The sequence below is a fragment of the Pseudoalteromonas fenneropenaei genome (assembly GCF_042643375.1).
In the GTDB taxonomy this organism is placed as follows: Bacteria; Pseudomonadota; Gammaproteobacteria; order Enterobacterales; family Alteromonadaceae; genus Pseudoalteromonas; species Pseudoalteromonas fenneropenaei.
This window is the reverse complement of sequence record NZ_JBHRSD010000014.1, coordinates 166,385-190,353: the sequence shown is the minus strand read 5'-3', so window position 1 is coordinate 190,353 and position 23,969 is coordinate 166,385. Positions and strand designations below refer to the sequence as shown.

Sequence of the window (23,969 nt, the reverse complement as noted above, 5' to 3'; positions counted from 1 at the left end):
TTCAACACTGTTTTCCACCCATCGGCCATCCACCCATCGGCCATCACGAGCGTATCATGGCCTAATTGCAAAGTTTACTGACATAGCCTCAATTACCCTCGTCGCTTTGCCTTCACCATTTGACAGTTATTGCTATCAATTTTTCCGAATACGCCAATTCATTTTTATCAATATCCAGTCAACGAAATGTGAACTAAAGTTATTGCAGTTGAGAAACATTATCGTTAAACACTCGGTCGGGAGAAAACATATGAAAAAAAGAACATGGCATTTACTATCAGCGGTTGCCGTAGCGGTGACAATGTCTAATGCGAGCATTGCAGCGAGTCAACTAGAAGCCAAAACCAACCAATTTTGGTGGCCAGATCAACTTAACCTCAGCCCACTAAGACAACATGCGGCAGAATCCAATCCGTACGGCAGCAATTTCGATTACGTCAGTGAATTCAGCAAACTCAATTTACAGCAAGTAAAACAAGATATCGCAACGACTTTAAAGGATTCGCAAGCCTGGTGGCCAGCGGACTGGGGTCATTATGGGCCTTTGATGATCCGTATGGCATGGCACAGTGCCGGGGTTTATCGTATTCACGATGGTCGCGGGGGCGCAGCAGGCGGCCAACAACGTTTTGACCCTTTAAACAGCTGGCCAGATAATGCCAACTTAGATAAAGCACGTCGTTTACTATGGCCAGTTAAGAAAAAATACGGCCGTAGCATTTCTTGGGCTGACTTAATGGTGCTCTCTGGTAACGTAGCCCTTGAATCTATGGGTTTCAAAACCTTAGGTTTTGCCGGCGGCCGCACTGATGACTGGGAACCTGATTTAGTCTACTGGGGTCCAGAAACAGCGTTTCTGACTGACGAGCGCCGCGATAGTAAAGGCAAACTTAAAGGTCCACTTGCCGCGGTAGAAATGGGCTTAATTTATGTGAACCCAGAAGGCCCTCATGGCAAACCAGATCCATTGCTCGCCGCTGATGATATTCGTATGTCGTTTGGCCGTATGGCGATGAACGATGAAGAAATCGTCGCACTGATTGCAGGCGGCCACACCTTTGGTAAAGCCCATGGCGCGAAAAAACCTAAAGATTGCGTAGGCAAAGAGCCTGCAGCCGCTGGCCTTGAAGAGCAAGGCTTTGGTTGGAAAAACAAATGTGGTACAGGCCACGGTGCAGATGCCACCACCAGTGGTTTAGAGGGCGCTTGGACGGTAACACCAACGCAGTGGTCTACTAACTACTTAGACAATCTGATGAATTTTAATTGGGTACAAACACGCAGTCCAGCTGGCGCCATTCAGTGGATCCCAGATAATCCAGCAGCGGCAAACTTAGTGCCAGATGCACATATTCCGGGTAAACGTCATGCCCCAATCATGTTTACCACAGATTTGGCGCTTAAATTTGACCCTGAGTTCAAAAAAGTGATTGAACGCTTCCGTGCCGACCCGAAAGAGTTTGAACTCGCCTTTGCTAAAGCTTGGTTTAAGCTCACCCACCGCGACATGGGGCCACGTGCACGTTATGTTGGCGCTGAAGTGCCAGCGGATGTGTTTACTTGGCAAGATCCTATCCCAGCTGCCGATTACAAAGTGATTGAAAGCAAAGATATAAAAGCACTTAAAGACAAAATTGCCGCGTCAGGTTTAACCGTGCAAGAACTCGTTAGAACTGCTTGGGCAGCTGCAGCCAGCCATCGTGTTACCGACATGCGCGGCGGAGCCAATGGAGGACGTTTACGCCTAGAGCCGCAAATCAGCTGGGAAGTGAATAATCCAAGTGAAGTAAAACAAGTGTTAGCTAAGCTCGGAGACATTCAGGCTGATTTCAACAAAAAAGCCGGTAAAAAACAGGTGTCTATCGCAGATTTAATTGTACTAGGTGGCGCAGTCGCAATTGAAAAAGCCGCAGCCGATGCGGGTGTTAAAGTGGCGGTTGAATTTAAACCGGGCCGTACAGATGCGACTCAAGCACAAACCGACGTAAACTCGTTTGCAGTGCTAGAACCTAAAGCCGATGCGTTCCGTAACTATTACAGTGACGATGCGTTTATGTCTCCAACAGGCATGTTAGTCGATAAAGCCAATATGCTCGGCCTGACTGTACCAGAAATGACGGTGTTGCTGGGTGGTTTACGTAGTCTTGATGCCAACTTCCAAGGCACAAAACATGGCGTATTTACCGACAAGCCAGGTCAATTGAGCAACGACTTCTTCGTCAATTTGCTTGATATGTCAACCAAGTGGACAAAGGCAGCGAACGCAGAAAACTTGTATGAAGGCCACGACCGTCAAACAGGTCAACTGAAATGGACTGCAACGCCGGTCGACTTAGTGTTCGGTTCAAACAATGAGCTCCGCGCCATTGCCGAGGTTTACGCGGCAGACGACGCTAAACAAAAGTTTGTTGATGACTTTGTATCAACTTGGGTCAAAGTGATGCAACTGGATCGTTTCGACTTACATCACAAGTAAATCGCTACGCTTCAACACACCAAGCCTGCCTGCTCAATCCTCTGGCAGGCTTTTTTTTTCGTTACCATTGTGTTAATAATAGATACAACATAACCCATTGTAAGGATTAGAAATGGTTGTTCGTTCCGTGCACTCTACTGACTATCAAGAGCTCCTCGCAGTATGGGAAGATTCAGTGCGCGCTACCCATGATTTTATTTCTGAAGCAGACATTGCTTATTTTAAGCCTATTATCATCAACGAGGCTTTTCCTCATGTCACTTTATGGTGCATTGAAAATGCCCTTAGTCAAATAGTTGGTTTTATTGGCGTTGCAGGACAAAAAGTAGAAATGTTGTTTGTCCTCTCAGCTTATCGAGGTAAAGGTATTGGCCGAGAACTGCTCAATTACGCCAAGGCTCATGCAGCGGTGACCTTAGTGGACGTCAATGAACAAAACCCACAAGCCGTTGGTTTTTACCAAGCACAAGGGTTTGAGGTGTATGATCGCTCACCGCTTGACGATATGGGTAAGCCATTTCCGATTCTAAGGATGCGACTCGCATCCTAAGTTTTATCCCTCAGGTATCTTCAGACTGAATGTCTACTTCTCTCCAATATTGATTTAGTGCTTACATTCCCTAACTTTTTGCGACTTGTTTGTACTCGTTGGGAAGTTATTGTGGTGCTCATGTCAACCACTTGGATTGCCCAACATAAATGAATTAGATGACTTGCTGTAGCTAAGAGATTGCTACATACGACTGGGTATAAATCTCTACTCCGAATAAGAAGCAACACAACTTACTGATTTAATTAAAGTCCTATTTGAAATACCTTCTCGATCGCAGTTAACAGCAAAAGCCATAGCGAGCAAGAGATTCTGTTATTCCTTGCGACTACAGCGAGTTAAGTAAGTCTGAATGGTTGGATCAATATTTTACTAAGTAATGGCCTAAGCCCAAACAATTTGGGCTATTTTCCAGTCCATAATCGACAAAACCTTTGTGTAATGCCTTAATACTTAGGTCTAAGCAGCTGATTTATCTTCACAGATCAGTTTTTTACTAACGTTTTCGGATTTTGTGGTATTTTTAGTTAGTAAAATTTTGATCTGAACTTGCTCTTGCCTCACATGCTGCATACACGCTTGATCTTTAGCTTGTTTTTCATACTAAACTAAGCGCCTAGCCTAAGCTCTGTTAGTAAAAAACTGATCTCTGAGGTGTTACGGCTGCAGCTCACTTAGCATTTGCCTAAGTTTGAGTGGATAGATCAGATTTTTACCAGCTTTAGTTGCGTTTAGTATGGTTTTCCCACGCTTTATACAAATTTGTCCCATTTACTTAGTAAAATTTTGATCTGTTGCTTAACTCCAGTGCCAAGCGTTGCAAACACTGACTTTCAGTCAATAATTTCGGTGATAAGTGGCAAGTGCTAAAAGCCATTATTACTCAATACAAAAGGTTTATGACTATGATTTATAATGGTTTTATTAAAAGCCATGTGACAGATCACTTTTTTACCAACTGTTTAGGGCTGGCTCACGCTACTTAGTAAAATTTTGCTTTGTAAAGGGGGTTTACACTAACCTAAGGAAATTTATGGAATTTTTAGAATCGCTAGGAAAGTATTAGAAAACCTCAACCCCAGAGCAAATTTTTACTAACTTAGCTTAACCCGTTCCTACTCAGCTACTTTTAACTTTCCGTGCAGTCACTCTAACGCAAAGCCGTTGCACTTTTAGGACGATACAATACACTGGCACTTTAGGCCTGCGCTGCGGGCGAGAATAACAACAGGGAAATCCCATGCAATTAAAACTAACATTGATCGGCGTTGCGGTTGCAACCGCTTTACTTGGCTGTAGCCAAGCTCCCGTAGAATCTACCAATACCAACACAACTGCTAAAGTTGAAATCGTTGATAAAGCCACTGACAACCCACTCTTAGCGCCATTTTCAGGCCCATACCAAGGCGTGCCGCAGTTTGACAAAATGGACCTTGCACAGCTCAAACCTGCGCTAGAAGCCGCTATGGCAGAGCAACTCGCCGAAGTAGAAGCCATTGCTAATAACCCTGAGCAGCCTACTTTCGCGAATACCATTGTGGCATTAGAAGGCGCGGGCAAAACTTTAGATCGCGTTTTTACTTACTATGGCATTTGGGGCTCAAATGTTTCTAGCCCTGAGTTTCGTGAAATTCGTAACGAAATGGCACCTAAACTGTCAGCGTTCAATTCTAAAATCACCCAAAACAGTAAGCTGTTTGCACGCGTCAAAGCGGTATATGAAAGCGAAGAACTTAAAACCCTAACGCCTGAAGAACAGCGTATCACCTGGATTGTTTACAACGGTTTTGCCCGCAATGGCGCAACTTTAGATGATGCTGCCAAAAAGCGTTATGCTGATATAAATCAAGAGCTTGCAACTCTTCACGCGAAATTCTCAAGCAACGTATTAGCGGATGAAGAAAACTACGTAGTGTTCCTCACTAAAGAACAACTATCTGGTTTGCCTCAATCATTTATCGACTCAGCCGCAGCAGCAGCTAAAGAACGCGGTAAAGAAGGCCAGTACGCCATTACTAACTCACGTTCTTCAATGGATCCGTTTTTAACCTACTCAACAGAGCGCGCGCTTCGCGAGCAAGTTTGGAAAAACTACTACGAGCGTGGCAACAATGGTGATGAGCACGACAACAATGCCGTGATCAAGGCTATCTTAAAACTACGTCATGAGCGTGTGCAACTGCTTGGTTACGAAAACTACGCGCAGTGGCGTTTAGAAGACCGTATGGCAAAAACCCCTGAAAACGCCATGGCACTGATGAACAAAGTGTGGCCAGCAGCCATCGCCCGCGTGAAAGAAGAAGTGGCAGACATGCAAGCCATTGCCGACAAAGAAGGCGCGAACATCAAGATTGAACCTTGGGATTATCGCTTTTACTCAGAAAAAGTGCGTAAAGACAAGTACGACCTAGATTCAAACGAAGTAAAGCAATACCTGCAATTGGACAACTTGCGCGAGGCCATGTTCTATGTTGCTGGGCGTTTGTTTAATTTTGACTTTACCGAAGTGGCGAAAGGTTCAGTACCGGTATTCCACGAAGATGTGCGCGTATGGGAAGTGAAAGATAAAACCACCGGCAAGCATATCGGTCTTTGGTATCTTGACCCGTTTGCCCGTAAAGGCAAACGCTCTGGTGCGTGGGCAACCACTTACCGTAGCCACACCACATACGATGGTGTGACCAACGTATTGAGTTCAAACAACTCAAACTTTGTTAAGGCGCCAGAAGGAAAGCCAACGCTCATTTCATGGTCTGATGCCGAAACTTACTTCCATGAATTTGGCCATGCGCTGCATTTCTTATCAGCAGACGTAAAATACCCAACTTCTCACTCTGGCGTACGTGATTACACAGAGTTCCAATCGCAACTGTTAGAGCGCTGGCTATTAACTGACGAAGTAATTGACCAATTCCTAGTGCATCAGGAAACCGGCAAACCAATGCCAAAAGAATTGGTCGCGAAAATTAAAGCATCTGCGACCTTTAACCAAGGCTTCTCAACCACTGAGTATATGGCCTCTGCGATTATGGATTTGCTATACCACACCACAGATCCTGCGAAGATTGAGCCACAGCAGTTTGAAAAAGAGCAGCTGACCAAGTTAGGTATGCCAAGCGAAGTGGTGATGCGCCACCGTAGCACTCACTTTGGTCATATTTTCTCTGGTGAAGGCTACTCTGCCGGTTACTACGGCTATTTGTGGGCAGAAGTACTAACCTCTGATGCGGCAGAAGCATTTGCCAGCGCACCGGGTGGTTTCTACGACAAAGACGTTTCAGCACGTCTAGTGAAATATCTGTTCTCCGTGCGTAATGCTATGGACCCAGCAGAAGCTTATCGTTTATTCCGTGGCAGAGATGCCGAAGTCGATGCGTTAATGCGTGACCGTGGCTTTCCGGTAACCAAATAAGCTCAGCTAAAACCTGAGCTGAGATCAAACAACCCCACTAGGCCTGCTCGTCAGGCCTTATTTTTTGCCGTTTCGCGCACTAATTTGCTCTTCAAGCGCTTAAGTATTTGTGCAATTTAATCGCTCCCTTTTAACGCTCAAACCCATTTCAAATGCCTCACATTGAACTTGGAAAAACACACTTATCACCCATAAAGTCACAGATCCGACCTGCCATACCTTTCTCTTAGATGGCTTTGAGTGTAAAAATAAAGTTAATAATACATTGTTATTATTTTTCTATTGATAATGTAAATAATAATTGATCTCATTTGCCGTAAGTGTACACTCCTTCTCGAACTCAATCGGGAAAGGACATTTAGTGATGCTCGACACAATTCATTCCAGTATTTTATCTTGTATTGGCAATACGCCAATCGTCCGTTTGGAACGTCTCTTTGCAGATTATCCACACACAGTGTTAACTAAGTTAGAAATGCTCAATCCTGGTGGTAGTGTTAAAGACCGTCCAGCGCGTTATATGTTAGAGCAAGGCATTAAAACTGGTCGTATTCAGGCCGACAGCCATATTATTGAAAGCTCATCGGGCAATCTTGCCATTGCGCTGGCCATGAGTTGCTTGCAATTAGGGCTACGTTTTACTGCTGTGGTCGACCCAAAGATCTCGCCAACCAACCTTAAGCTATTGGAGATTTTTGGCGCTGAAATCGTCCAAGTCACAGAAAAGGACTGTAACAACGGCTACTTGCTGACGCGGATCAACACTGTTAACGCCATGCTGGCAAAAATGCCAAACGCGGTATGGATAAACCAATATGCCAACCCCGACAATTGGCGCAGCCACTATTACGGTGAAGCTGAAGAAATCCTGCAACAAGTGCCAGGCAAGATTGATTATTTGGTGATTGGCGCGTCAACGTCTGGCACCTTAATGGGTATTTCACGCCGTTTAAAAGAAGCCAACCCGGAGTTAAAAGTGATTGCCGTTGATATCGTCGGTTCGGTGTTATTTGGCGGTCACTCTGCACCGCGTGAATTACCGGGTATTGGCGCAAGCCGCGTCCCTGAGCTGCTTAACGCCGATGAAGTCGATGAGGTTATCTATGTCGATGATTACGAATCGGCCATGGCTTGCCATCGCCTAGTTAAAAGTGAAAGTATTTTTGCCGGTGGCTCCAGTGGCTCAGCCATTGCCGCCATTGAACAACTTCTGCCACGCATTCCCTCCCACAGCACAGTGCTGACCCTTTTCGCAGATCGCGGCGATCGTTATTTAGATCTGGTTTATGACCAAGCTTGGCTGGACATGGTGAAAGCCCGCCATGAAGCACGCTTACAAGCGCAAACCACGCCTTTTATCGAGAAAATCGCCTGATCTTTTGTAGTAAAAAACCAATTTAGGACTATGTATGACTATCACAGCTGAACTTCGCTACCTAAGCCAATCTGATCTCAAACAACTGGGTGCCGATCACAGTAATGCCTTTATGTGTGCCATCGAAGAAGGTTTGCAATTGCATGCCAAACGCCAGTTTACTCAGCCGCTCAAACCTTATTTACGCTGGCCAGATGCACCACATATTGCCGACCGCATTATTGCTATGCCTTGTTATTTAGGCGGCGATAATCCAATTGCAGGGATCAAATGGATTGGCTCACGTCATCACAACCCCACGAAACATCAGCTGCCACGTGCCAGTGCGGTGATCATCCTTAACGACGCTGAGACCAACTACCCAGTTGCGATTCTTGAAGCCAGTCTCATTAGCGCCATGCGTACCGCCGCCATTACAGGTATCGCTACACGTTACTTAGCAAAAAGCGATTTCCGTGAAGTCAGTATTATTGGCTGTGGCCCAATTGCGCAAACTCAAGTGCAAACCTTGTTAGAACAATACCCGCAAATCACCCATGTGCATTTATATGATTTGTTCCCTGCTGCCGCTGACAAGCTGATCAGTCAATTTGCACCACGTTTTCCAAATGTCAATTTTACCATTCAAGCCAGTGCCGAAGCGGCGGTGCGCTTAGCCGATGTGTTGGTCACCTGCACTGTGTCCGATGCGCCTTACATTCCGTTTGCGTGGTTAAAACGCGGCTGTTTTGTCTCTAATATTTCGATCATGGACATTGAAAAAGACGTGTTCCTCAAAGCCGATAAAGTAGTGGTGGATGATTGGGACCAATCAAACCGCGAGAAAAAGGTCATTAATCAGTTAGTTGAAGAAGGCTTGTTCAGCCGTGAGCAGTTACATGCCGAGCTGGGCGATATCGTCAGCGGCGAAATTAAAGGTCGCGATAATGATGACGAAATTATTTTGCTCAACCCAATGGGCATGGCGATTGACGACATAGTGTGTGCACGCTGGTTCTACCAAGCGGCGCTCGCGCAGCAAGTTGGTACTCGTTTACCGCTGTTTTAAGCAAGGAGCGCGACATGCACCAATGGCAAACCGCCCAGTTACATGCACTTGTTGCCGCTTTGTATCTGGAAAACTTCGCCACTTTTCGCCGCTACTGTCATTTTAGTCATGATCAGTTGCTAATAGCGCTGGATGCGTCGCGCACCGTGCAACTGCCTGCCCGTTGGCAGGCCGTTGCCATGCTGCCGATGACCATTACCGGCGATACGATTTTGTTGGCGGTTGAAGGTGGCGAATATGCCAGCGAAATTCCTCTGGCCGACTTTATGACGGTATTAACCACTGCCACTTGGTGGCCAGCGGCAACCCGTGAAAAAGCGCAATCTCTGTGGCAACACGCCCTGGCGGGTAGAGCCAAGCTTGCTGACCTTGCAACTGAGTTTTCATCTCTAAATTCAGTGACCAAAGCCAAACTTGAGCAAGACTTTGAATTGTTGGCGATGCAAATTGACCGTCCCAATCACCCATTTGCCCATGCCAAAGGCGAGTTATTACATTTGCTCGTGGCACCCACCACTCAAGTACAATGGTGGGCCGTGCCTAAGGCTCAGATTTTTAGTAAACAGGTCAATTCCCCTGCGACACAACTTCTTGCACCCACCTTGCAAGCCGAACTAGAGCAGGTATTACACGGTACTTTAGAGGCGAAAGGGGTAAATGCGCAGGACTATCTTGCCTTACCTGCGCTACCGAGTGAGCAGCCAATTATCGATGCACTGCAATTTGCTTTACCGTTGCCATTTCAGTCTGAAGTGCAAGCTGCGACTAGCTCGTTGCGCAGCTTTTATTATCAGGCTGATCAACATCTGAAATTTGCCACCAGCCAAGCAACGCTCGGCGCTAAACGCACTATGCCTGCTCGCTATCTGCATAATGGTGATGCGGCGTTTGCGTTACTACAGCAGATCTTACAGCGTGACACTAAACTTGCTGCCTGTGTGCAATTGTGCGATGAGCAAGCTTGGTGGGTAAGCGGCGCAGCGCCTGCTTTAGTAGATTGCCAAGGCGAAATTGGCGTGCAGCTGCGCTATTTCCCAGCGACACCAGCCGCCACACTGCCCCGTTTTACCATGGCAGCACTTAACCACCCAGCCGCGTGGCGCGCGTTACAACAAGCTGGGTTTGATATTGCCAGTTTATGGCCGCGCTTAATTACCGCGTTTACCCGCACTATGCTGACGCTTTGGCAATATGGCGTGTTACCTGAGTGCCACGGGCAAAATATTCAGCTGTGGTTGGATGAACAGCAAGACTGGCAGTTTATTTTGCGTGATCACGATACGCTGCGTATTTGTCGCGCTCAGCTTGAGCAACAGCAATTGCCCGTACCGGATTACCAAATCAACTGGCACACCCCCAATACTTTGGTGTTGGATGACCAAACCAAGCTGCTGGCCTACTTCACCACCTTAGGTATTCAGGTCAACTTGTACCCCATTGCTTGTGCCTTGAGCAAACTTGGTGACTATAACGAAGCTGAGTTTTGGCAGCAGTTACAGCAAAGTATTGAAGCAGTCGCCACAAGCTTTGCAGAACCACAGCAGCAAATCTTAACGGATGCGTTGTTGAGGGCGAAAGCTTGGCCATTTAAAGCCATTTTAACGCCGTTGCTCAATGCCGATGACCAAGCGACTGGCATGCCAAGTGCTTTGTTTGACATTGCCAATCCTCTGCGCCAAGTGTCCCGTTATGTTGCGTCGTAGCTTTTATACCTTATGTGGCGTGCAGTTTTTGGCAACCTTTTCGCTGATGTTGCTTATCCCTGTTATGCCGCTGTATTTGCAAACACTCAATCAAGGCCAGCCTTTGTCTGGATTGTGGCCAGCGGCAGCTATTGCTGCGCCAGCTATTGGCGCGTTATTGAGTGCTGCTTTGATTGGTAAAGGCTGCGACACATTGGGTGGCAAACGTATGCTGCTTATCACCCAAAGCACCTTTGTGCTAGCGCTATTTTCCATGGCATTGGCAAGCAACGTCTATGCATTTTTAGCCGCACGCTTGCTGCTCGGTTTTGCGGGGATCTCCTTGGTGTTGACGGTGCTATTTAGCCACGCCAGTTATCGTAGCGAAGCCGTGCAATTAGCCAGTCAACAACGTGCTATTGCCCTCGCTTGCCTACTCGGTCCTTTATGTGGCGGCTTCGCCTTAGACCAAATTGGCATGCAGCCCTTGTTGTTGGCTACCGCTATTGGCGGCTGCGGGATGTTAGTGGCTTGCGTTTGGCTGATTCCTAAACCAAACCTCGCGCAACCAACAGCAAACAATTCACCGCACACGGATTCAACCGCCACCTCGCTTTGGTCTTGGTCAATGGGTTGCTGGCTGGCTGCCGGCAGCGCAGTACAAGCAGGAGCATTTGCGTTAGTGATTGCATTTGCGTTGTATTGCCAACAGGTATGGCAACACAGCAGTTATGTAGCCACCACCATAGGGGCATTACATGCCACAGCATGGTTTGCCACTTTTATCTGCGCAGGATTTTGGGGACGGCGGAACGAATCCGGTAACCTCACCCGTCACTATGCCTTGGCTTGTTTAGGCTGCGCCTTAGCCTTAATGGCGCTGCCGTTTTCCAATCAAGTTTGGCTGTTTGCGCTCTTACGTTTGCTGCAAGGCGCTTGCTTTGCGGCGTTACCACAAACCCTGTTTTTAAAAATGACTCAATTAAGTAGTAGCACGCAGCGCGGCGCCGCCATCGGTTTGGCGCGCAGCAGTCAAGTGGTGGGGCAACTGCTTGGGCCGCTTTCGGTGGCGCTGGTATATGACCAATTTGGCGCCGAGGCGGTGCTGTGGCCGGTGATCTTATGGTTTATCGCCGCTGCCGTACTGGTGCTTGGCCCGCACAGTTTCAATTCAACTTATTTTAAAGCGATTTCAAAATGAACTGGACACGTTTACAGCAAAAACTTGCTGAACAATATCTCAATACCTATCTACGTGAATTAGCCGTCGATCTTGGCCTTTGCCACCTTGGACAGCAAGTGTACCTAGTGCCATTACAAGGTTTAAACACCAAACTGCAATTTAAGCTTAGCCATTATTCAACCACAGGTTATCACCGTTATCTCTACCCTATCACGCTTATCAATACAGACGGTAACACCACAGTGCAGGATGTTGAGGCATTGGTGGATGTGTTGTGTCAATCGTTAGCAACGCTTGCCAATCATGACGCAGCCAAACGGCTACGTGAGCAAATTCAAAATAGCCTTGAACACTGCCACTACTATACCGAGGCGCGCCAAGCTAATGTTCCCAGCCGCACCATCGCCAAGGATTTTATCGCGGCAGAGCAAGGGCTATTGTTGGGCCATCCGTTTCATGTCACCTCTAAAGCCATGCAAGGTTTTAGCGAAGCAGACCGCAAACGTTATAGCCCAGAATTAGGCGCCGCCTTTAAGCTCCATTATTTTGCAGTAGCGCCTCGGTTGATGACGCAGCGGGTATTGAACGGGCAAAGCTTGCCACAAGACCCAACCGCGAGCCAAGCTGCCAAAGCGTTACTGCCCAAAGAGTTCCAACATTACCAATTGCTACCTTGTCATCCTTGGCAAGCCAATATGTTGCTAGATGCTCCACAATTGCAAACCTATTTAAAGCAGGAAGAAATTTTATCGTTGGGACCTTTGGGAGAAACCGCATGGCCGACCTCTTCGGTACGCACGGTATTTTTACCGAATTTAGGACTTTTTATTAAGCTGAGCTTAGATGTGCGGATCACCAACTTTATTCGCAATAACCCGCCGAGCCATATTGCCAGAGCCATGGACGCCAGCGACTTTTTAAGTGCCAATCAGCTGTGTGATAGCACCCGTGGCTTGTTAGTATTACCTGAACTTGGCGCACAAACACTGGCGATCCCTGACTTAGAAGCATCGTTTGCGATACTTTATCGCCAAGGTTTAAACCCAGCCCAAGCGCGGCAAACTCGAGTGGTTGCCAGTCTCGTTGAAGAATGTCCACTGACTGGTAACCTGCCTTTAGCTGAGTTTATCGTCGAAGCGGCCCATCACCATGGCACCACGGCCAATAGCCAATTTGTTGCGGCGTGGTGGCGTGCCTATGTGTATGCCTCACTACTTCCGGCACTGGAATTGTTTGCGACCTCAGGGGTTAGCCTTGAAGCCCATTTACAAAATAGCCTGATGTTATTGGCCGAAGGTTGGCCACAAACTTTAGTGGTGCGGGATATGGAAGGCGCCAGCATTACCGCGCGTTCAAATCTACCACCTGATGCTGGTTTAGCGGCCGACAGCCACGCCAGTTACAGTGAAGACGAGGCTTGGTTCCGCTTTCAATATTATGTGGTAGTCAACCATATCGCTCATGTATTAAGCGCCATCGCGCGGCATTTTCCGGTTTCTGAGGCGGCACTTTGGCAAGTATGTAATGAGCTACTTAGCGATGAGAGCGTACCTGACGAAGTAAAACCATACTGCCAAGCGCTACTGCGCGCTACGAGCTTGCCTGCCAAAGGCAATTTATTGAGTACCTTACAAGCACGCGGCGAATCGCCAGTGTGGGTAACTATTGCCAATCCCTTGGTGCAATCCCATGCGCCAACGTTGGCAGCACAGCAAACAGCCGCAGAGCAAAGTGAACAGCGGGTGATCCGTCAGCTACTTGAGGCTTTATGTTACGAGCAAGTGCTGCCCTTGTATTGGCATGGTGATGTCGCGCATATCAATATTAACGCTGAACTTAGCTACCAATTTAATGCCAAGTACAGTGCCCATTTTAATCGCTTGCGCCTTGATGCCACAACGCTCATCCGCTGCCATGGTTGCCAATATCAAACCCCGACGCTCACTTTGCTGTTAGCCGATCTCAGTTTATTACAACTTGCTAAGCCCCAAGATTGGCTGCGCTTTAGCGATGAGCTATTCCACACTATGATGAAACATGCCGAGGTGCTAGCCGCGAAACCAACTGAACTGCTACGGGAACTAGGTTACGCCGAGCTTGAAGCCAAAGTGAATAACGGTCACCTTTATCACCCCAGTTTTAAATCTAGATTGGGCTTTACCCTCACCGACAATCAGCACTATGGCCCAGAACTGGCCAAACCTTTTGCGGTACAGTGGCTCGCCGTACAGAAAAGTTTAGCGCGTTTCGATGCTTTGGCTGAGTTTCAAGGTAGCGATTTGCTGCAGGCGAGTTTTAACGCCGTACAACAAGCTGAACTTCATGCTGAGTTGACGAGTTTAGGGTTGAGTTTAGACAGCTGCTACATACTGCCTGTCCACCCGTGGCAATGGCAGCATATTGGGCAACTGTATTTTGCGCAGGATGACATTTATCCGTTGCAGTTTAACGGCCCCCAGTATTTGCCGCAGCAATCTATTCGCACCCTCAGTCAACATGACGAGCCTGCGGCATTGTCGATAAAGCTGGCGATGAGCATCACCAATACTTCAACTTCACGCGTTTTGGCGCCACATACGGTTGCCAATGCTAGCGCTATCAGCAGTTGGTTATGCCAATGTGTCGCCGATGTGCATGCTTGGCAACACGTTGTCAAACCGATTTTATTGCGTGAAGTGGCGGGGTTAAGTGTCGCAGCAACCACGAATTTGCCTGCGCAATACGGCGCGTTAGCCTGTATTTGGCGCGATAGTATTGAACGTCATTTGCACGGCGAGCAGCGCGCAGTACCAGTGACCGCGTTAATGCAATTAGACCATGACGGTCAGCCAGTGATTGCACCTTGGGTGGCCAAATATGGTTTGCAGTTATGGCTCGAGCGTTTAATTGATGTCGCCTATTTACCCGTAATGCATATGCTCTGGCACCACGGTTTGGCGATGGAGTCGCACGCGCAAAACATGGTACTGATTTTAGACCAAGAATTGCCCGTCCAAGTGGCACTCAAAGATTTCCATGATGGCGTACGTTACAACCCCGCTTGGCTTGCCAATGCCGCCTTACTGCCACAATTAACCGATGCGCCAGCAGCTCACGCGGCGGTCAACCCTAACTCGTTCTTAGTAACGACGGATGCCGACGAACTCAGAGACTTTACCCAAGATGCCTTGTGCTTTGTCAATCTCGGTGAATTAGGCTGGTTTATAGAACAGCATTTTGGCCTCAGCGGCACGCAATTTTGGCAGCTAGTCGCAAAACGTGTGCTCCACTATCAGCAAGCACATCCACATTTGACACCACGCTTTAAGTTGTTTGACTTTTTCGCACCACAAATTGCCGTTGAACAACTCGCCAGTCGCCGCTTTTTACCTGAGCAAAGGTTGCGGGTAATGGCTGTCGATAACCCCTTATTTATTGCCAAACAAGCTCTAAGCGCAAAAACCGCAAGCCAAGCGCCAAAACTTCATATCGAGGCGAGCGTATGAGCTCTACCCCGCTTAAACAAAAGCTTAGGGGCGATGCCCCCAGCTTTGGCCTTTTTAGCGCCATCAACAGTGCCATCGCCATTGAGCAATTGGCACTGGCAGGCTACGACTATGTGATCGTGGATACCGAACATACTTTGTTTAGTCCACATGAAATCGACCATTTGCTGCTTGCCGCCAAAGCGGCGGGGCTCGCTGTGTTGGTACGCATTGCCAAGCAGCGTTTTGATTGGATAGCGCCACTGTTAGATGCAGGCGCTACGGGGATTATTGCCGCCAATGTTAAAACCGTGGCCGAAGCCGACGCTTTAGTTGCGGCGAGTTATTATTTCCCCTTGGGGCGCCGCGGCCTCAACAGCACCCGTTTTAATGGCTATGCCAGTTTAGATTTGGCCACCAGCAATCAAGCGGCAAACCAACAGACCGTCGTAATTGCCATGATAGAAAGCCGTGAGGGCCTTGCTAATGCTGGAGCCATAGCCGCTGTAAAGGGGATTGACGGGCTCCTCGCCGGTGCCGCCGACCTCTCGCAAGACTTTGGCTTACCTTGGCAAACCCAGCATCCAGAAGTCGTCGCCGCCATCCAAGATTTGCAAGCGCAAACGGCCAAACAGCATTGTGCTTTTATCGCCATTCCGCGCCAATTGAATGACGTGCAAACATGGCGAAAACGTGGTGTTGCACACTTTGTCATTGGCGACGACCGCAGCATTATGCGCCGTGCTCACATTCAACATCTACAACAGCATTTAAAGGAGTATCAAGATGGCAGTGAATAGTACGCTTATCCAAGACTATATCGCAAAGCAAAGCAAAGAAGTGTGCGCGTTTATTTATGATTTAGACTTTTTAAGCAGCCATATGCAAACCTTGGTGGCGCAATTACCCACCCAAGTCGATAGCTATTACGCCATTAAAGCCAATAGCGACGAAGCTGTTTTAGCCGCTTTACTGCCGCATGTGTATGGCTTTGAAGTAGCTTCCATGGGGGAAATTGCCAAAGTGCGGGCTGTCAGTCGCGATGTCCCCATCGCCTTTGGTGGACCAGGTAAAACCATCAGCGAACTGCAAACAGCACTCGACTTAAATGTCGAACTATTCCATTTAGAAAGTGAGCTGCAACTAGCACGTCTTAATCATTTGGCAGCAGAGCGAGGCATGCGCGTAAAATGCTTATTACGGGTTAATCCGCACTTTGATTTACCGACCGCAACGCTACAAATGGCCGGCCAAGCCACCCAATTTGGCATTGATGAGATGGAGCTAATGGCGTTGTTGCCGCGCTTGAGCGATTACCCGCATCTCGAGGTCATTGGATTTCATTTTCATTGTTTATCCAATAATTTGGATGCCTATAAACACGCGGCTTTGGTGCGTCATTATGTACAAACTGCACAACAATGGGCAACGCAATTTAAGCTTAACCTCACCACCATCAACGTTGGTGGTGGGATTGGCGTGACCTACCAACCCCATGAGCAAGAATTTGATTTTGCGCGTTACTGTGAGTTATTAGCCCAACTTTGCCGTGATTACCCTCACTTGCGCTTAGCAACAGAATGCGGCCGTTATATTAGTGCCGAGTGTGGCGTGTATCTTTGCGAAGTCACCGACATTAAACAAAACCATGGTCAATATTTTGCGGTTTTACGCGGCGGTAGCCATCATTTCCGCTTACCGTCGTCGTGGCAACATAACCATCCCTTTGTGGTTATTGCCAGAGATATTTGGCCCTATTCATTCGCCCGCCCAGCGGCCGTAAAAGTCGCGGTGACGTTGTGTGGTGAACTGTGTACGCCAAAAGATGTGTTAGCCAAGCAAGTGACTGTTGCAAGCCTACGTGCAGACGACATCGTCATGTTTCAAAAAGCGGGCGCCTATGGTTGGCATATTTCCCACCATGACTTTTTAAGCCACCCGCACCCAGAACGTGTTTATATCAAGGATCAAACGCTACTAATTAGTGAGGATAATCATGTTACTCGATAAAACTCTGAGTTTTGTAAACCCAGCCACATTAAAACCAAATGAAGAGATCATCCCCGAGCGGGCGCAGTGGTTGTGCGAAAAAATCACTACCGAGCAATTGTGGCGAGTACCCATTACCGTTGATAGTCGCAGTATGTCGATTATGGATGGCCATCATCGTTACACGGTGGCAATGCAGTTAGGCTTAAAAAGAGTACCTTGCCTGTTGCTGCCTTATGAAGAGGTGGAATTTTGGAGCACGCACCCAGACCTTGAGCTGACACCGCAAATAGTGGTGGAATACGCCAACGCGGGAGTGCGCTTACCGCCCAAAAGCACCCGCCATCAATTTAAAACACCGTTACCAGATTGTAACGTGTCCCTTAAACTGCTTCATTATTGATAATTGTTATCATTTGAATTATCATGCGTGTAATTTAATACGGACTAAGGAAATGCTCCCGCTATGAATCGCACGCTCTCTGCTATCACACTTGCGCTGGCCAGTACTTTGGCAATCTCTTCATTCCACGCTCATGCGGATGACGACGGTATCGAACGCATTGAAATCCATGCTGAACGTATGCCCAGTGAACTCAACGCCATTGCGCGTAATGTGACTGTAATTGATGAAGACACGTTACGGCAACAGTTCGCCACCGCTGCAAACTTAGCGGAAGTGCTCGCAAAAGTTGTGCCCGGCATGGCACCTCCTACTCCGGCTTTAACTAACTTCGGCACCACCTTACGTGGTCGTAATGCGCTGGTATTAATTGATGGCGTGCCGATGAATACCAACCGCAACATTTCGCGCGACTTACACAATTTACATCCAAGCCAAGTCGATAGAGTGGAAATTTTCCGTGGTGGTAATGCTTTATTTGGCAGTGGCGCAACGGGTGGGGTTATCTACATTCACACTAAAACGGGTCAACCCCAAACAGCTCAGCAAACCACTGTAGGGCTCAAGTCTAGCCTAACCGAAATTGATGGTGATGGTTTGAGTTATCTTGCTGGTCACACAGCTAGCGGCCAAGTACAAGGCTGGTTATACCGCGCCGCAGGCAGCATTGAACAAACCAATGGGTTTTATGATGCCGATGGTGACCGCTTAGCGCCAGAGCCAAGCCAAGGTGATAACTACGACAGCACCATTTACAGCTTTGATGGCAAACTGAGCAAAGAGTGGGATAACCAAAGCTTAACCTTATCTATGTTGTGGTATGCTTTAGATCAAGACTCAGATTATGCCAGTGATCCGAGTGCGGCTAAAGATCCTTACATCACCAAAGCACGCGCTATCAAAGGTTTGTCTCTTGATAAGCAAAATGAGATCAATAACTTAGTTTTAAATGCGCAATATCACAGAAATTTAACGGCTGATCACAGCGTCAATACCCAGCTTTATTATCGCGATTATGACGCACGTTTTGCGCCATTTGATGGTCGTAAGTTTGCCACTTGGAACCATTTGGCACAAACCTACCTTGAAAGCAGTAATCTTGGTTTACGCGTGACCTTTAACTCTAAGTTAAATGACAAGATTGAACTCGACTGGGGTATCGACGCCAGTGACGAGCGCAGCGAAATGCCAGTAACCACCTTTGATAGTGACATCTATAATGCATCACAAGGTTTAGTATTTAAGTCGCTGGGTGATAAAGCATTTGTGCCTGAGATCAGCCACAAGTCGCTTGCCGCATTTGTCCAATCACGCGCCAAAATCAGTGATGCAGTAGCACTTGAAGCGGGTGTACGTTACGAGCGTATCGACGCGAGCTTTAAACCGTTTACCACCCTTGGCTCACAAACTGCGGTAACAGGCAGTGCTTATGATTACAGCTCATTTGTGTACAACTTAGGCGCGACCTATAACTTAAATGACGACCATACTTTTTATATCGCCGCCAATGAAGGCTACGAGTTACCAGACATAGGTTTGCAAATTCGTTATGCCAACAGTCAGTTTGATTTAAGCCAATCTAATTTAGAGCCAGTTGAAACCACAGATTATGAACTCGGTTGGCGCGGTGTGATTGGCCCAGTGTCAGCAAACTTGGCTTACTTCACCTCAAGCTCTGACTTAGGTGGAGTTAAGAGCGAGAATATGGGCCTTAGTTTGACCCGTAACAAAGTTCGTATTGACGGCTTTGAAGCGTCGGCTAAATACTTAGTCCATGCCGCATGGGCACTAGAGCTGAATTACAGCCAAGTAGATGGTGAAGAAAAAGCCCAAGGCAAAACTGCATATACAGTGATGAACGGCTTTAGCATTCCACCAAGTAAGCTGAGTGCTGTGGTGAACTACGACGCAGGTAATGGCTGGACAAGCCAATTGACTTGGCTAAATGTCGCAGGTGACGATTATCGTATCGATGGCAAAAATGCCTTTGCACGCCGCGATACGCAAAGCTACAACGTGGTTGATTGGCAAAACAGCTTTGAGCTTGGCCAAGGCACCCTGACTGTGGGGATTGAGAATTTACTGAACAAGCAATACTTCTCGCTATACAGCCAGTTGCAACGCAACGGCAACAACACCAGCTCTATTCCTGGCCGTGGTCGGACCCTTGCGGTGCAGTATCAGTTTAACTGGTAATTTAACTCAGTCAGAGTAACTCAAGATAAACCCACGCGTGACACTCAGTTGCGCGTGGGTTTTGTTTGCTAATACAATTAGTCAGCGACTAGTCAGCGACTTTGACGTTACCTTTAACGTTGTGAATGCTCAAGTCACCAGAGCCTGCGTCGGCTATGGTAAGCCCATTAGCGCCATCTATGTGAATATCACCAGAGCCGTCATTAATATAAACACTGCCCTTGATGTTTTTCACCAGCATATCGCCACTGCCGTCTTCAATCGATACATCCCCTGTCGCATTCGATACCAAAATATCGCCCGAATCATCGTGGATAGTCACTTTAGCACCGCCACTGAGGACGATGTCGCCTGAGTCGTCTTCAATTGTAATGTCGCCCTGCAAACCGCTAATCGCAATATCACCGCTGTCATCATCGAGATCCAATGTAAAGCCTTGCGGTACACGCACCACTAAATCAATGCGTGGGCTGTTTCCTGAGTACCACGCAAAACCAGCAGGCTCTTTACCCCGTGCTTTGGCTATCAATTGCGCTTTGTCACCGTCGCGCTCGAGCGTAATAAGGTAACCGCGCGCATCCGTTGTTTGTATCTTTGCTAAGATTTCAACCTTATCTAGACCCTCGACGCCTTCAATACTTATATCACCCGCGTCAGTATCCGCAACTAAGCCCCGTAGCCCCGTCGCATCAAGCTGCAATTGTTCTGTTTCGCGCACATCTGCACGTTTACCGCTCTTACCATCAATATGAATAACACAGCCCGATAGTATTGCTGTCATGACAGCTGCAGAAAGTAACTTATACATGGTTAATCCTTAAAACTAATTATTATTGCTATAAACACAGTCCAGCAAATCACATACCAATTTTTATATACATATATTTCAGTAAGTTAAGAAAATGCTCATTCTTAATTTAAAGCTCTCTTGGTCAAACAAACCAAATTATTGTCAATTTGCCTAACTGTGTTGACTCCCTAGTCGTCAATAAAACCGCTTAAATCCTATGAAAAATTTGCGCTTTTTCAGCCGTTCGCCAACAATTTTCATAACATCTTATTGTGGTTAGGAAAATGATCCGCGTATTTGTGGTGCTTTATTTACTGATATGGAACGCTTACTTTGCCTGTACTCATGCGAAAGCCACTGAATTTTGGCCTTTGCAGCAATACGACTTACGTAATTGGACCGTCAACGACGGCTTGCCGCAAATTTCGGTCTACGACATTGTACAAGACGACAACAGCTATTTGTGGCTTGCCACTGAAAAAGGGGTCGTGCGTTTTGATGGTGAGCAATTTCGCACCTTTAACCGCAGCAATACCCCATTGTTGGAAAACCCTCGCATTCAACGTTTGTTGTGGACCAACCAACAACAAATGCTGATAGCCAGTTCGAGTGCGCTGACGCTCTGGCAGGACGACGTATTTACCGCTATAGAACTGAACCAAACCGAGTCTCGACGCGTGACAGATATGATCCAACTACCAAGCGGAGAGGTGATAGTCGCAGCAGGTCAACTTTATCGCTTAGAGCAAAATTCACTGCATCTTTGGCATACCGAAATTAATGATGTACAAAAGTTGTTGTTATGGGACCAGCAACTCTGTGTGATTAAAAACAACCATCTAGCCTGTTTGCAAGGCGCGCAATTTCAACTCCATGGCATGCCGATTGCCGACAATTTACAAGTTAACTTTGCCACTGAATACTTCGGGACTATTTATGTTGGCACGCAGGAGGGTTTATACAAACTTGCTGGCGACCAATGGTATGCGGTGACTTTACCTGAGCAATCCGCTATTCAAACAATGTTTACCGAATCGAATAAGACGCTTTGGGTCGGTTCAGACCATGCCTTATATCGGTTTGTCGATGGAAAGTTCACCGAAGCGTTAGATTACACCTCAAACTCACCTTTAAACCGTATTCGTAGTGGCTTTATCGATAAGCACCAGCGCCTGTGGCTCGGCAGCCAAACCTCGGGCTTGTTACGCCTGCATCTTAACCCAGCGTTGAATCTTGGCTCAGATCACGGGTTTCAAGAACCTTTTGTGTGGAGTATCTCCACCGCCGAGCAAAAGCTGTTAATAGGCACCAATGAAGGGCTTTATCAAGAAACCGCACCGCAGCAATTTGCGCCGTTATCGCTCCAGCCGCAACCCGATAATATGGCAATTTATACTCAATGGCTTAACCCGAAAGACAGCACCCTGTGGCTCGGTACTAAAGCTGGACTTTGGCGTTATCGATGGCCGGCGCTCACTTTGCTGGACACCTTCGACGCCCTTGCAGGGATACAAGTTAATGGTGTCATGGCAGACTCTACAGGCACCATATGGATAGCGACTCAGCAAGGGCTGTGGCGTTATGAACAACAACAGCTTACTGAAGTGGAAGAGTTCGCCGACAATCGTTTTGCAGGCATCCGGTATTTATATCAAAGTGGTCCAACCCTTTGGATTGGCACCGAAAAAGGCTTACTGCGTTATCACCAAGGGCGTTTCTCTGCGGTAGCACAAGAAACTCTCGCCAACGCGTTTATTTCGTTTATTGGCGAGATGCATGATGGCAAGCTGATGGTTGGCACATTTCAGCATGGTTTGTGGATACGCCACACTGACCACTGGCAACAATATAGCACCCCACAAGGCTTACCTATGGATAATGTCACCTATGCTGAGGATACTGGCAAGTATTTACTCTGGGCCGGCTTACAAGGGGTGATGAATATTGAACGCAGCAGTTTGCTACAGCCACCTCTGTTATTTGAATTGATCATTGACAATACCGGCTTTGACACCCGCAATGAGTTTCATCGCTGTTGTAACGGCGCCGGTATCGGAAAGGGCCTTGGGCGTGGCAACAGCAGCTACCTGCCCTCCGTGACGGGTTTAATAGAAATTCAACATGACTTATTGCATTCACCCAGCCGTCTAACCCCCCCTATCATTGAACAGTTTTTTGCCAATGATCAACTCGTCTCAAGCCCTGTGGTGTTATCCCCTCAGCAGCTCGATTGGCGCATTGAATTTACCGTCCCACACTATGAGCGTAGTGCTGGTATGGAGTTTCGGTATCAATTACAAGGTTATGATAAAGAATGGAAATACGCGCGGGGACTAAGAGAAGCACGCTACACTAACTTATCCGGTGGCAATTACTTATTTTTAGTTGAAGCTCGCCACAAAGGCTATCCAGTTTGGAGTACCGCCGCTACTTTACCTATAGTAAAACAACCTTTCTGGTTTGAAACTTGGTGGTTTTATATACTTACCATTTGTGCCGTGTCAATGCTGATAATATTGAGCTGGAAATGGCGAGCAAGGACTTTGCTTTCACGCCAAAAATCGCTCGAATTACAAATAGCCAACCGTACTGAAGAATTGCGCGAAGCCAATGCGCAATTACAAAAAGCGAATCAACAATTACTCCATGCCAGCTTGCGCGATGCACTGACGGGCCTACATAATCGCCGTTACTTAGAGCAAACTTTACCCACTTTATTAGTTGATGCGCGGCAAAAACAAATGCCGCTTGGGGTTATCATAGTGGATATAGATAACTTCAAAGCCATCAATGATGAGTTTGGCCATCATATCGGCGATGCAGTGCTCATCGCTATGGCAGATATTCTATTGCGTCATAGTCGTATGAACGACCATGTGGTCCGCTGGGGCGGCGAGGAGTTTGTGATCCTCACGGAAAATAGTAGCGACTTGGCTGCACTCATCGAACGTTTGTTTACTACCATTCGCCAAGCGCATTGGCCGCACGGAAAAACGGTGCGTTGCTCAGCGGGGGTGAGCTGTCATCCTTGCGATAGTGACCAATATTGGAGTATCGACCACACCTTTGAGCTGGCGGATAAAGCCTTGTATTTAGTTAAAAAACAAGGGAAAGACGACTGGTTGTGGTTACAAAGTAAATATCCTAATGAACCACAAGCAGCCGCTAACTTAGCACAGACAGACCCGCAAATGCTGTTGCAAAACCCAGCGATTACGGTAATTCGCTCTGGCAGTCAAAAGATGGCGGTGCAAAACAGACGCAGCCAATCCCAGCAAACGCCTGATTAAAGCTAGTTAGTCAGTAAAGTTTGGACGTATAGCATTGATATAGCGATACCAAAAACTACCTGCGCCACTTAAACGATATGTAGGTTCTGGCGTCCAACCAGCTGTTTGCGC

The 23,969-nt window shown here is 47.4% G+C and carries 14 protein-coding genes; 13 read left to right on the top strand and 1 reads right to left on the bottom strand.

The annotated features are described in order from the left end of the window. The first annotated feature begins 250 nt into the window (after positions 1–250). The 12 genes from katG to ACFOEE_RS08950 all read left to right on the top strand — a co-directional run bounded on the left by katG (position 251) and on the right by ACFOEE_RS08950 (position 19,778). On the top strand, positions 251–2,476 hold the full coding sequence (katG, locus tag ACFOEE_RS09005; RefSeq protein WP_377123375.1) for a catalase/peroxidase HPI: 2,226 nt from the start codon (positions 251–253) through the stop codon (positions 2,474–2,476). A gap of 112 nt (positions 2,477–2,588) precedes the next feature. Beyond that, the gene (locus ACFOEE_RS09000) at positions 2,589–3,026 is read left to right on the top strand and encodes a GNAT family N-acetyltransferase (protein ID WP_377123373.1); all 438 of its coding nucleotides are present in this window, start codon (positions 2,589–2,591) and stop codon (positions 3,024–3,026) included. Between the two features lie 1,240 nt (positions 3,027–4,266). Next, positions 4,267–6,438, top strand: coding sequence for a M3 family metallopeptidase (locus ACFOEE_RS08995; RefSeq protein WP_377123371.1), 2,172 nt, complete (start codon positions 4,267–4,269; stop codon positions 6,436–6,438). Between the two features lie 364 nt (positions 6,439–6,802). Further along, positions 6,803–7,813, top strand: a complete 1,011-nt coding sequence (sbnA, locus tag ACFOEE_RS08990) for a 2,3-diaminopropionate biosynthesis protein SbnA (protein WP_377123369.1) — start codon at positions 6,803–6,805, stop codon at positions 7,811–7,813. A 34-nt stretch (positions 7,814–7,847) separates the two neighbouring features. Then, the gene (gene sbnB / locus ACFOEE_RS08985; protein ID WP_377123367.1) at positions 7,848–8,861 is read left to right on the top strand and encodes a 2,3-diaminopropionate biosynthesis protein SbnB; all 1,014 of its coding nucleotides are present in this window, start codon (positions 7,848–7,850) and stop codon (positions 8,859–8,861) included. Between the two features lie 14 nt (positions 8,862–8,875). Continuing rightward, the gene (locus ACFOEE_RS08980; protein WP_377123365.1) at positions 8,876–10,564 is read left to right on the top strand and encodes an IucA/IucC family protein; all 1,689 of its coding nucleotides are present in this window, start codon (positions 8,876–8,878) and stop codon (positions 10,562–10,564) included. Further along, a complete protein-coding gene (locus ACFOEE_RS08975; protein WP_377123363.1) occupies positions 10,551–11,744 on the top strand; it encodes an MFS transporter in 1,194 nt (397 codons plus the stop codon). Before ACFOEE_RS08980 ends, ACFOEE_RS08975 begins: the two co-directional genes overlap by 14 nt. Further along, the gene (locus ACFOEE_RS08970) at positions 11,741–15,211 is read left to right on the top strand and encodes an IucA/IucC family protein (RefSeq protein WP_377123361.1); all 3,471 of its coding nucleotides are present in this window, start codon (positions 11,741–11,743) and stop codon (positions 15,209–15,211) included. The genes ACFOEE_RS08975 and ACFOEE_RS08970 overlap by 4 nt, the downstream gene beginning before the upstream one ends. Continuing rightward, positions 15,208–15,990, top strand: a complete 783-nt coding sequence (locus ACFOEE_RS08965; RefSeq protein WP_377123359.1) for an HpcH/HpaI aldolase family protein — start codon at positions 15,208–15,210, stop codon at positions 15,988–15,990. The genes ACFOEE_RS08970 and ACFOEE_RS08965 overlap by 4 nt, the downstream gene beginning before the upstream one ends. Continuing rightward, positions 15,977–17,200 (top strand): type III PLP-dependent enzyme, encoded by a 1,224-nt coding sequence (locus ACFOEE_RS08960; RefSeq protein ID WP_377123357.1) that lies wholly within the window; start codon positions 15,977–15,979, stop codon positions 17,198–17,200. The genes ACFOEE_RS08965 and ACFOEE_RS08960 overlap by 14 nt, the downstream gene beginning before the upstream one ends. Then, positions 17,187–17,582 carry a ParB N-terminal domain-containing protein gene (locus tag ACFOEE_RS08955; protein WP_377123355.1) on the top strand — a complete coding sequence of 132 codons (396 nt, stop codon included), beginning with the start codon at positions 17,187–17,189 and terminating at the stop codon, positions 17,580–17,582. The genes ACFOEE_RS08960 and ACFOEE_RS08955 overlap by 14 nt, the downstream gene beginning before the upstream one ends. A 63-nt stretch (positions 17,583–17,645) precedes the next feature. After that, positions 17,646–19,778, top strand: coding sequence for a TonB-dependent receptor (locus ACFOEE_RS08950; RefSeq protein ID WP_377123353.1), 2,133 nt, complete (start codon positions 17,646–17,648; stop codon positions 19,776–19,778). Positions 19,779–19,866: 88 nt separating this feature from the next. Here ACFOEE_RS08950 and ACFOEE_RS08945 read toward each other — a convergent pair whose 3' ends face one another. Beyond that, positions 19,867–20,586 carry a DUF4097 family beta strand repeat-containing protein gene (locus ACFOEE_RS08945; RefSeq protein ID WP_377123351.1) on the bottom strand — a complete coding sequence of 240 codons (720 nt, stop codon included), beginning with the start codon at positions 20,584–20,586 and terminating at the stop codon, positions 19,867–19,869. 266 nt (positions 20,587–20,852) lie between these two features. On the opposite strand from ACFOEE_RS08945, the gene ACFOEE_RS08940 reads away from it, so the two are divergent. After that, positions 20,853–23,858 carry a diguanylate cyclase gene (locus tag ACFOEE_RS08940; protein WP_377123349.1) on the top strand — a complete coding sequence of 1,002 codons (3,006 nt, stop codon included), beginning with the start codon at positions 20,853–20,855 and terminating at the stop codon, positions 23,856–23,858. Positions 23,859–23,969: the final 111 nt, after the last annotated feature.

Coding starts and splice junctions, on each gene's coding strand:
- katG (WP_377123375.1), top strand. CDS start 251: ATGAAAAAAAGAACATGGCATTTACTATCAGCGGTTGCCGTAGCGGTG.
- ACFOEE_RS08950 (WP_377123353.1), top strand. CDS start 17,646: ATGAATCGCACGCTCTCTGCTATCACACTTGCGCTGGCCAGTACTTTG.
- ACFOEE_RS08940 (WP_377123349.1), top strand. CDS start 20,853: ATGATCCGCGTATTTGTGGTGCTTTATTTACTGATATGGAACGCTTAC.
- ACFOEE_RS08975 (WP_377123363.1), top strand. CDS start 10,551: ATGTTGCGTCGTAGCTTTTATACCTTATGTGGCGTGCAGTTTTTGGCA.
- sbnA (WP_377123369.1), top strand. CDS start 6,803: ATGCTCGACACAATTCATTCCAGTATTTTATCTTGTATTGGCAATACG.
- ACFOEE_RS08980 (WP_377123365.1), top strand. CDS start 8,876: ATGCACCAATGGCAAACCGCCCAGTTACATGCACTTGTTGCCGCTTTG.
- ACFOEE_RS09000 (WP_377123373.1), top strand. CDS start 2,589: ATGGTTGTTCGTTCCGTGCACTCTACTGACTATCAAGAGCTCCTCGCA.
- ACFOEE_RS08955 (WP_377123355.1), top strand. CDS start 17,187: ATGTTACTCGATAAAACTCTGAGTTTTGTAAACCCAGCCACATTAAAA.
- ACFOEE_RS08945 (WP_377123351.1), bottom strand. CDS start 20,586: ATGTATAAGTTACTTTCTGCAGCTGTCATGACAGCAATACTATCGGGC.
- ACFOEE_RS08960 (WP_377123357.1), top strand. CDS start 15,977: ATGGCAGTGAATAGTACGCTTATCCAAGACTATATCGCAAAGCAAAGC.
- ACFOEE_RS08995 (WP_377123371.1), top strand. CDS start 4,267: ATGCAATTAAAACTAACATTGATCGGCGTTGCGGTTGCAACCGCTTTA.
- ACFOEE_RS08965 (WP_377123359.1), top strand. CDS start 15,208: ATGAGCTCTACCCCGCTTAAACAAAAGCTTAGGGGCGATGCCCCCAGC.
- sbnB (WP_377123367.1), top strand. CDS start 7,848: ATGACTATCACAGCTGAACTTCGCTACCTAAGCCAATCTGATCTCAAA.
- ACFOEE_RS08970 (WP_377123361.1), top strand. CDS start 11,741: ATGAACTGGACACGTTTACAGCAAAAACTTGCTGAACAATATCTCAAT.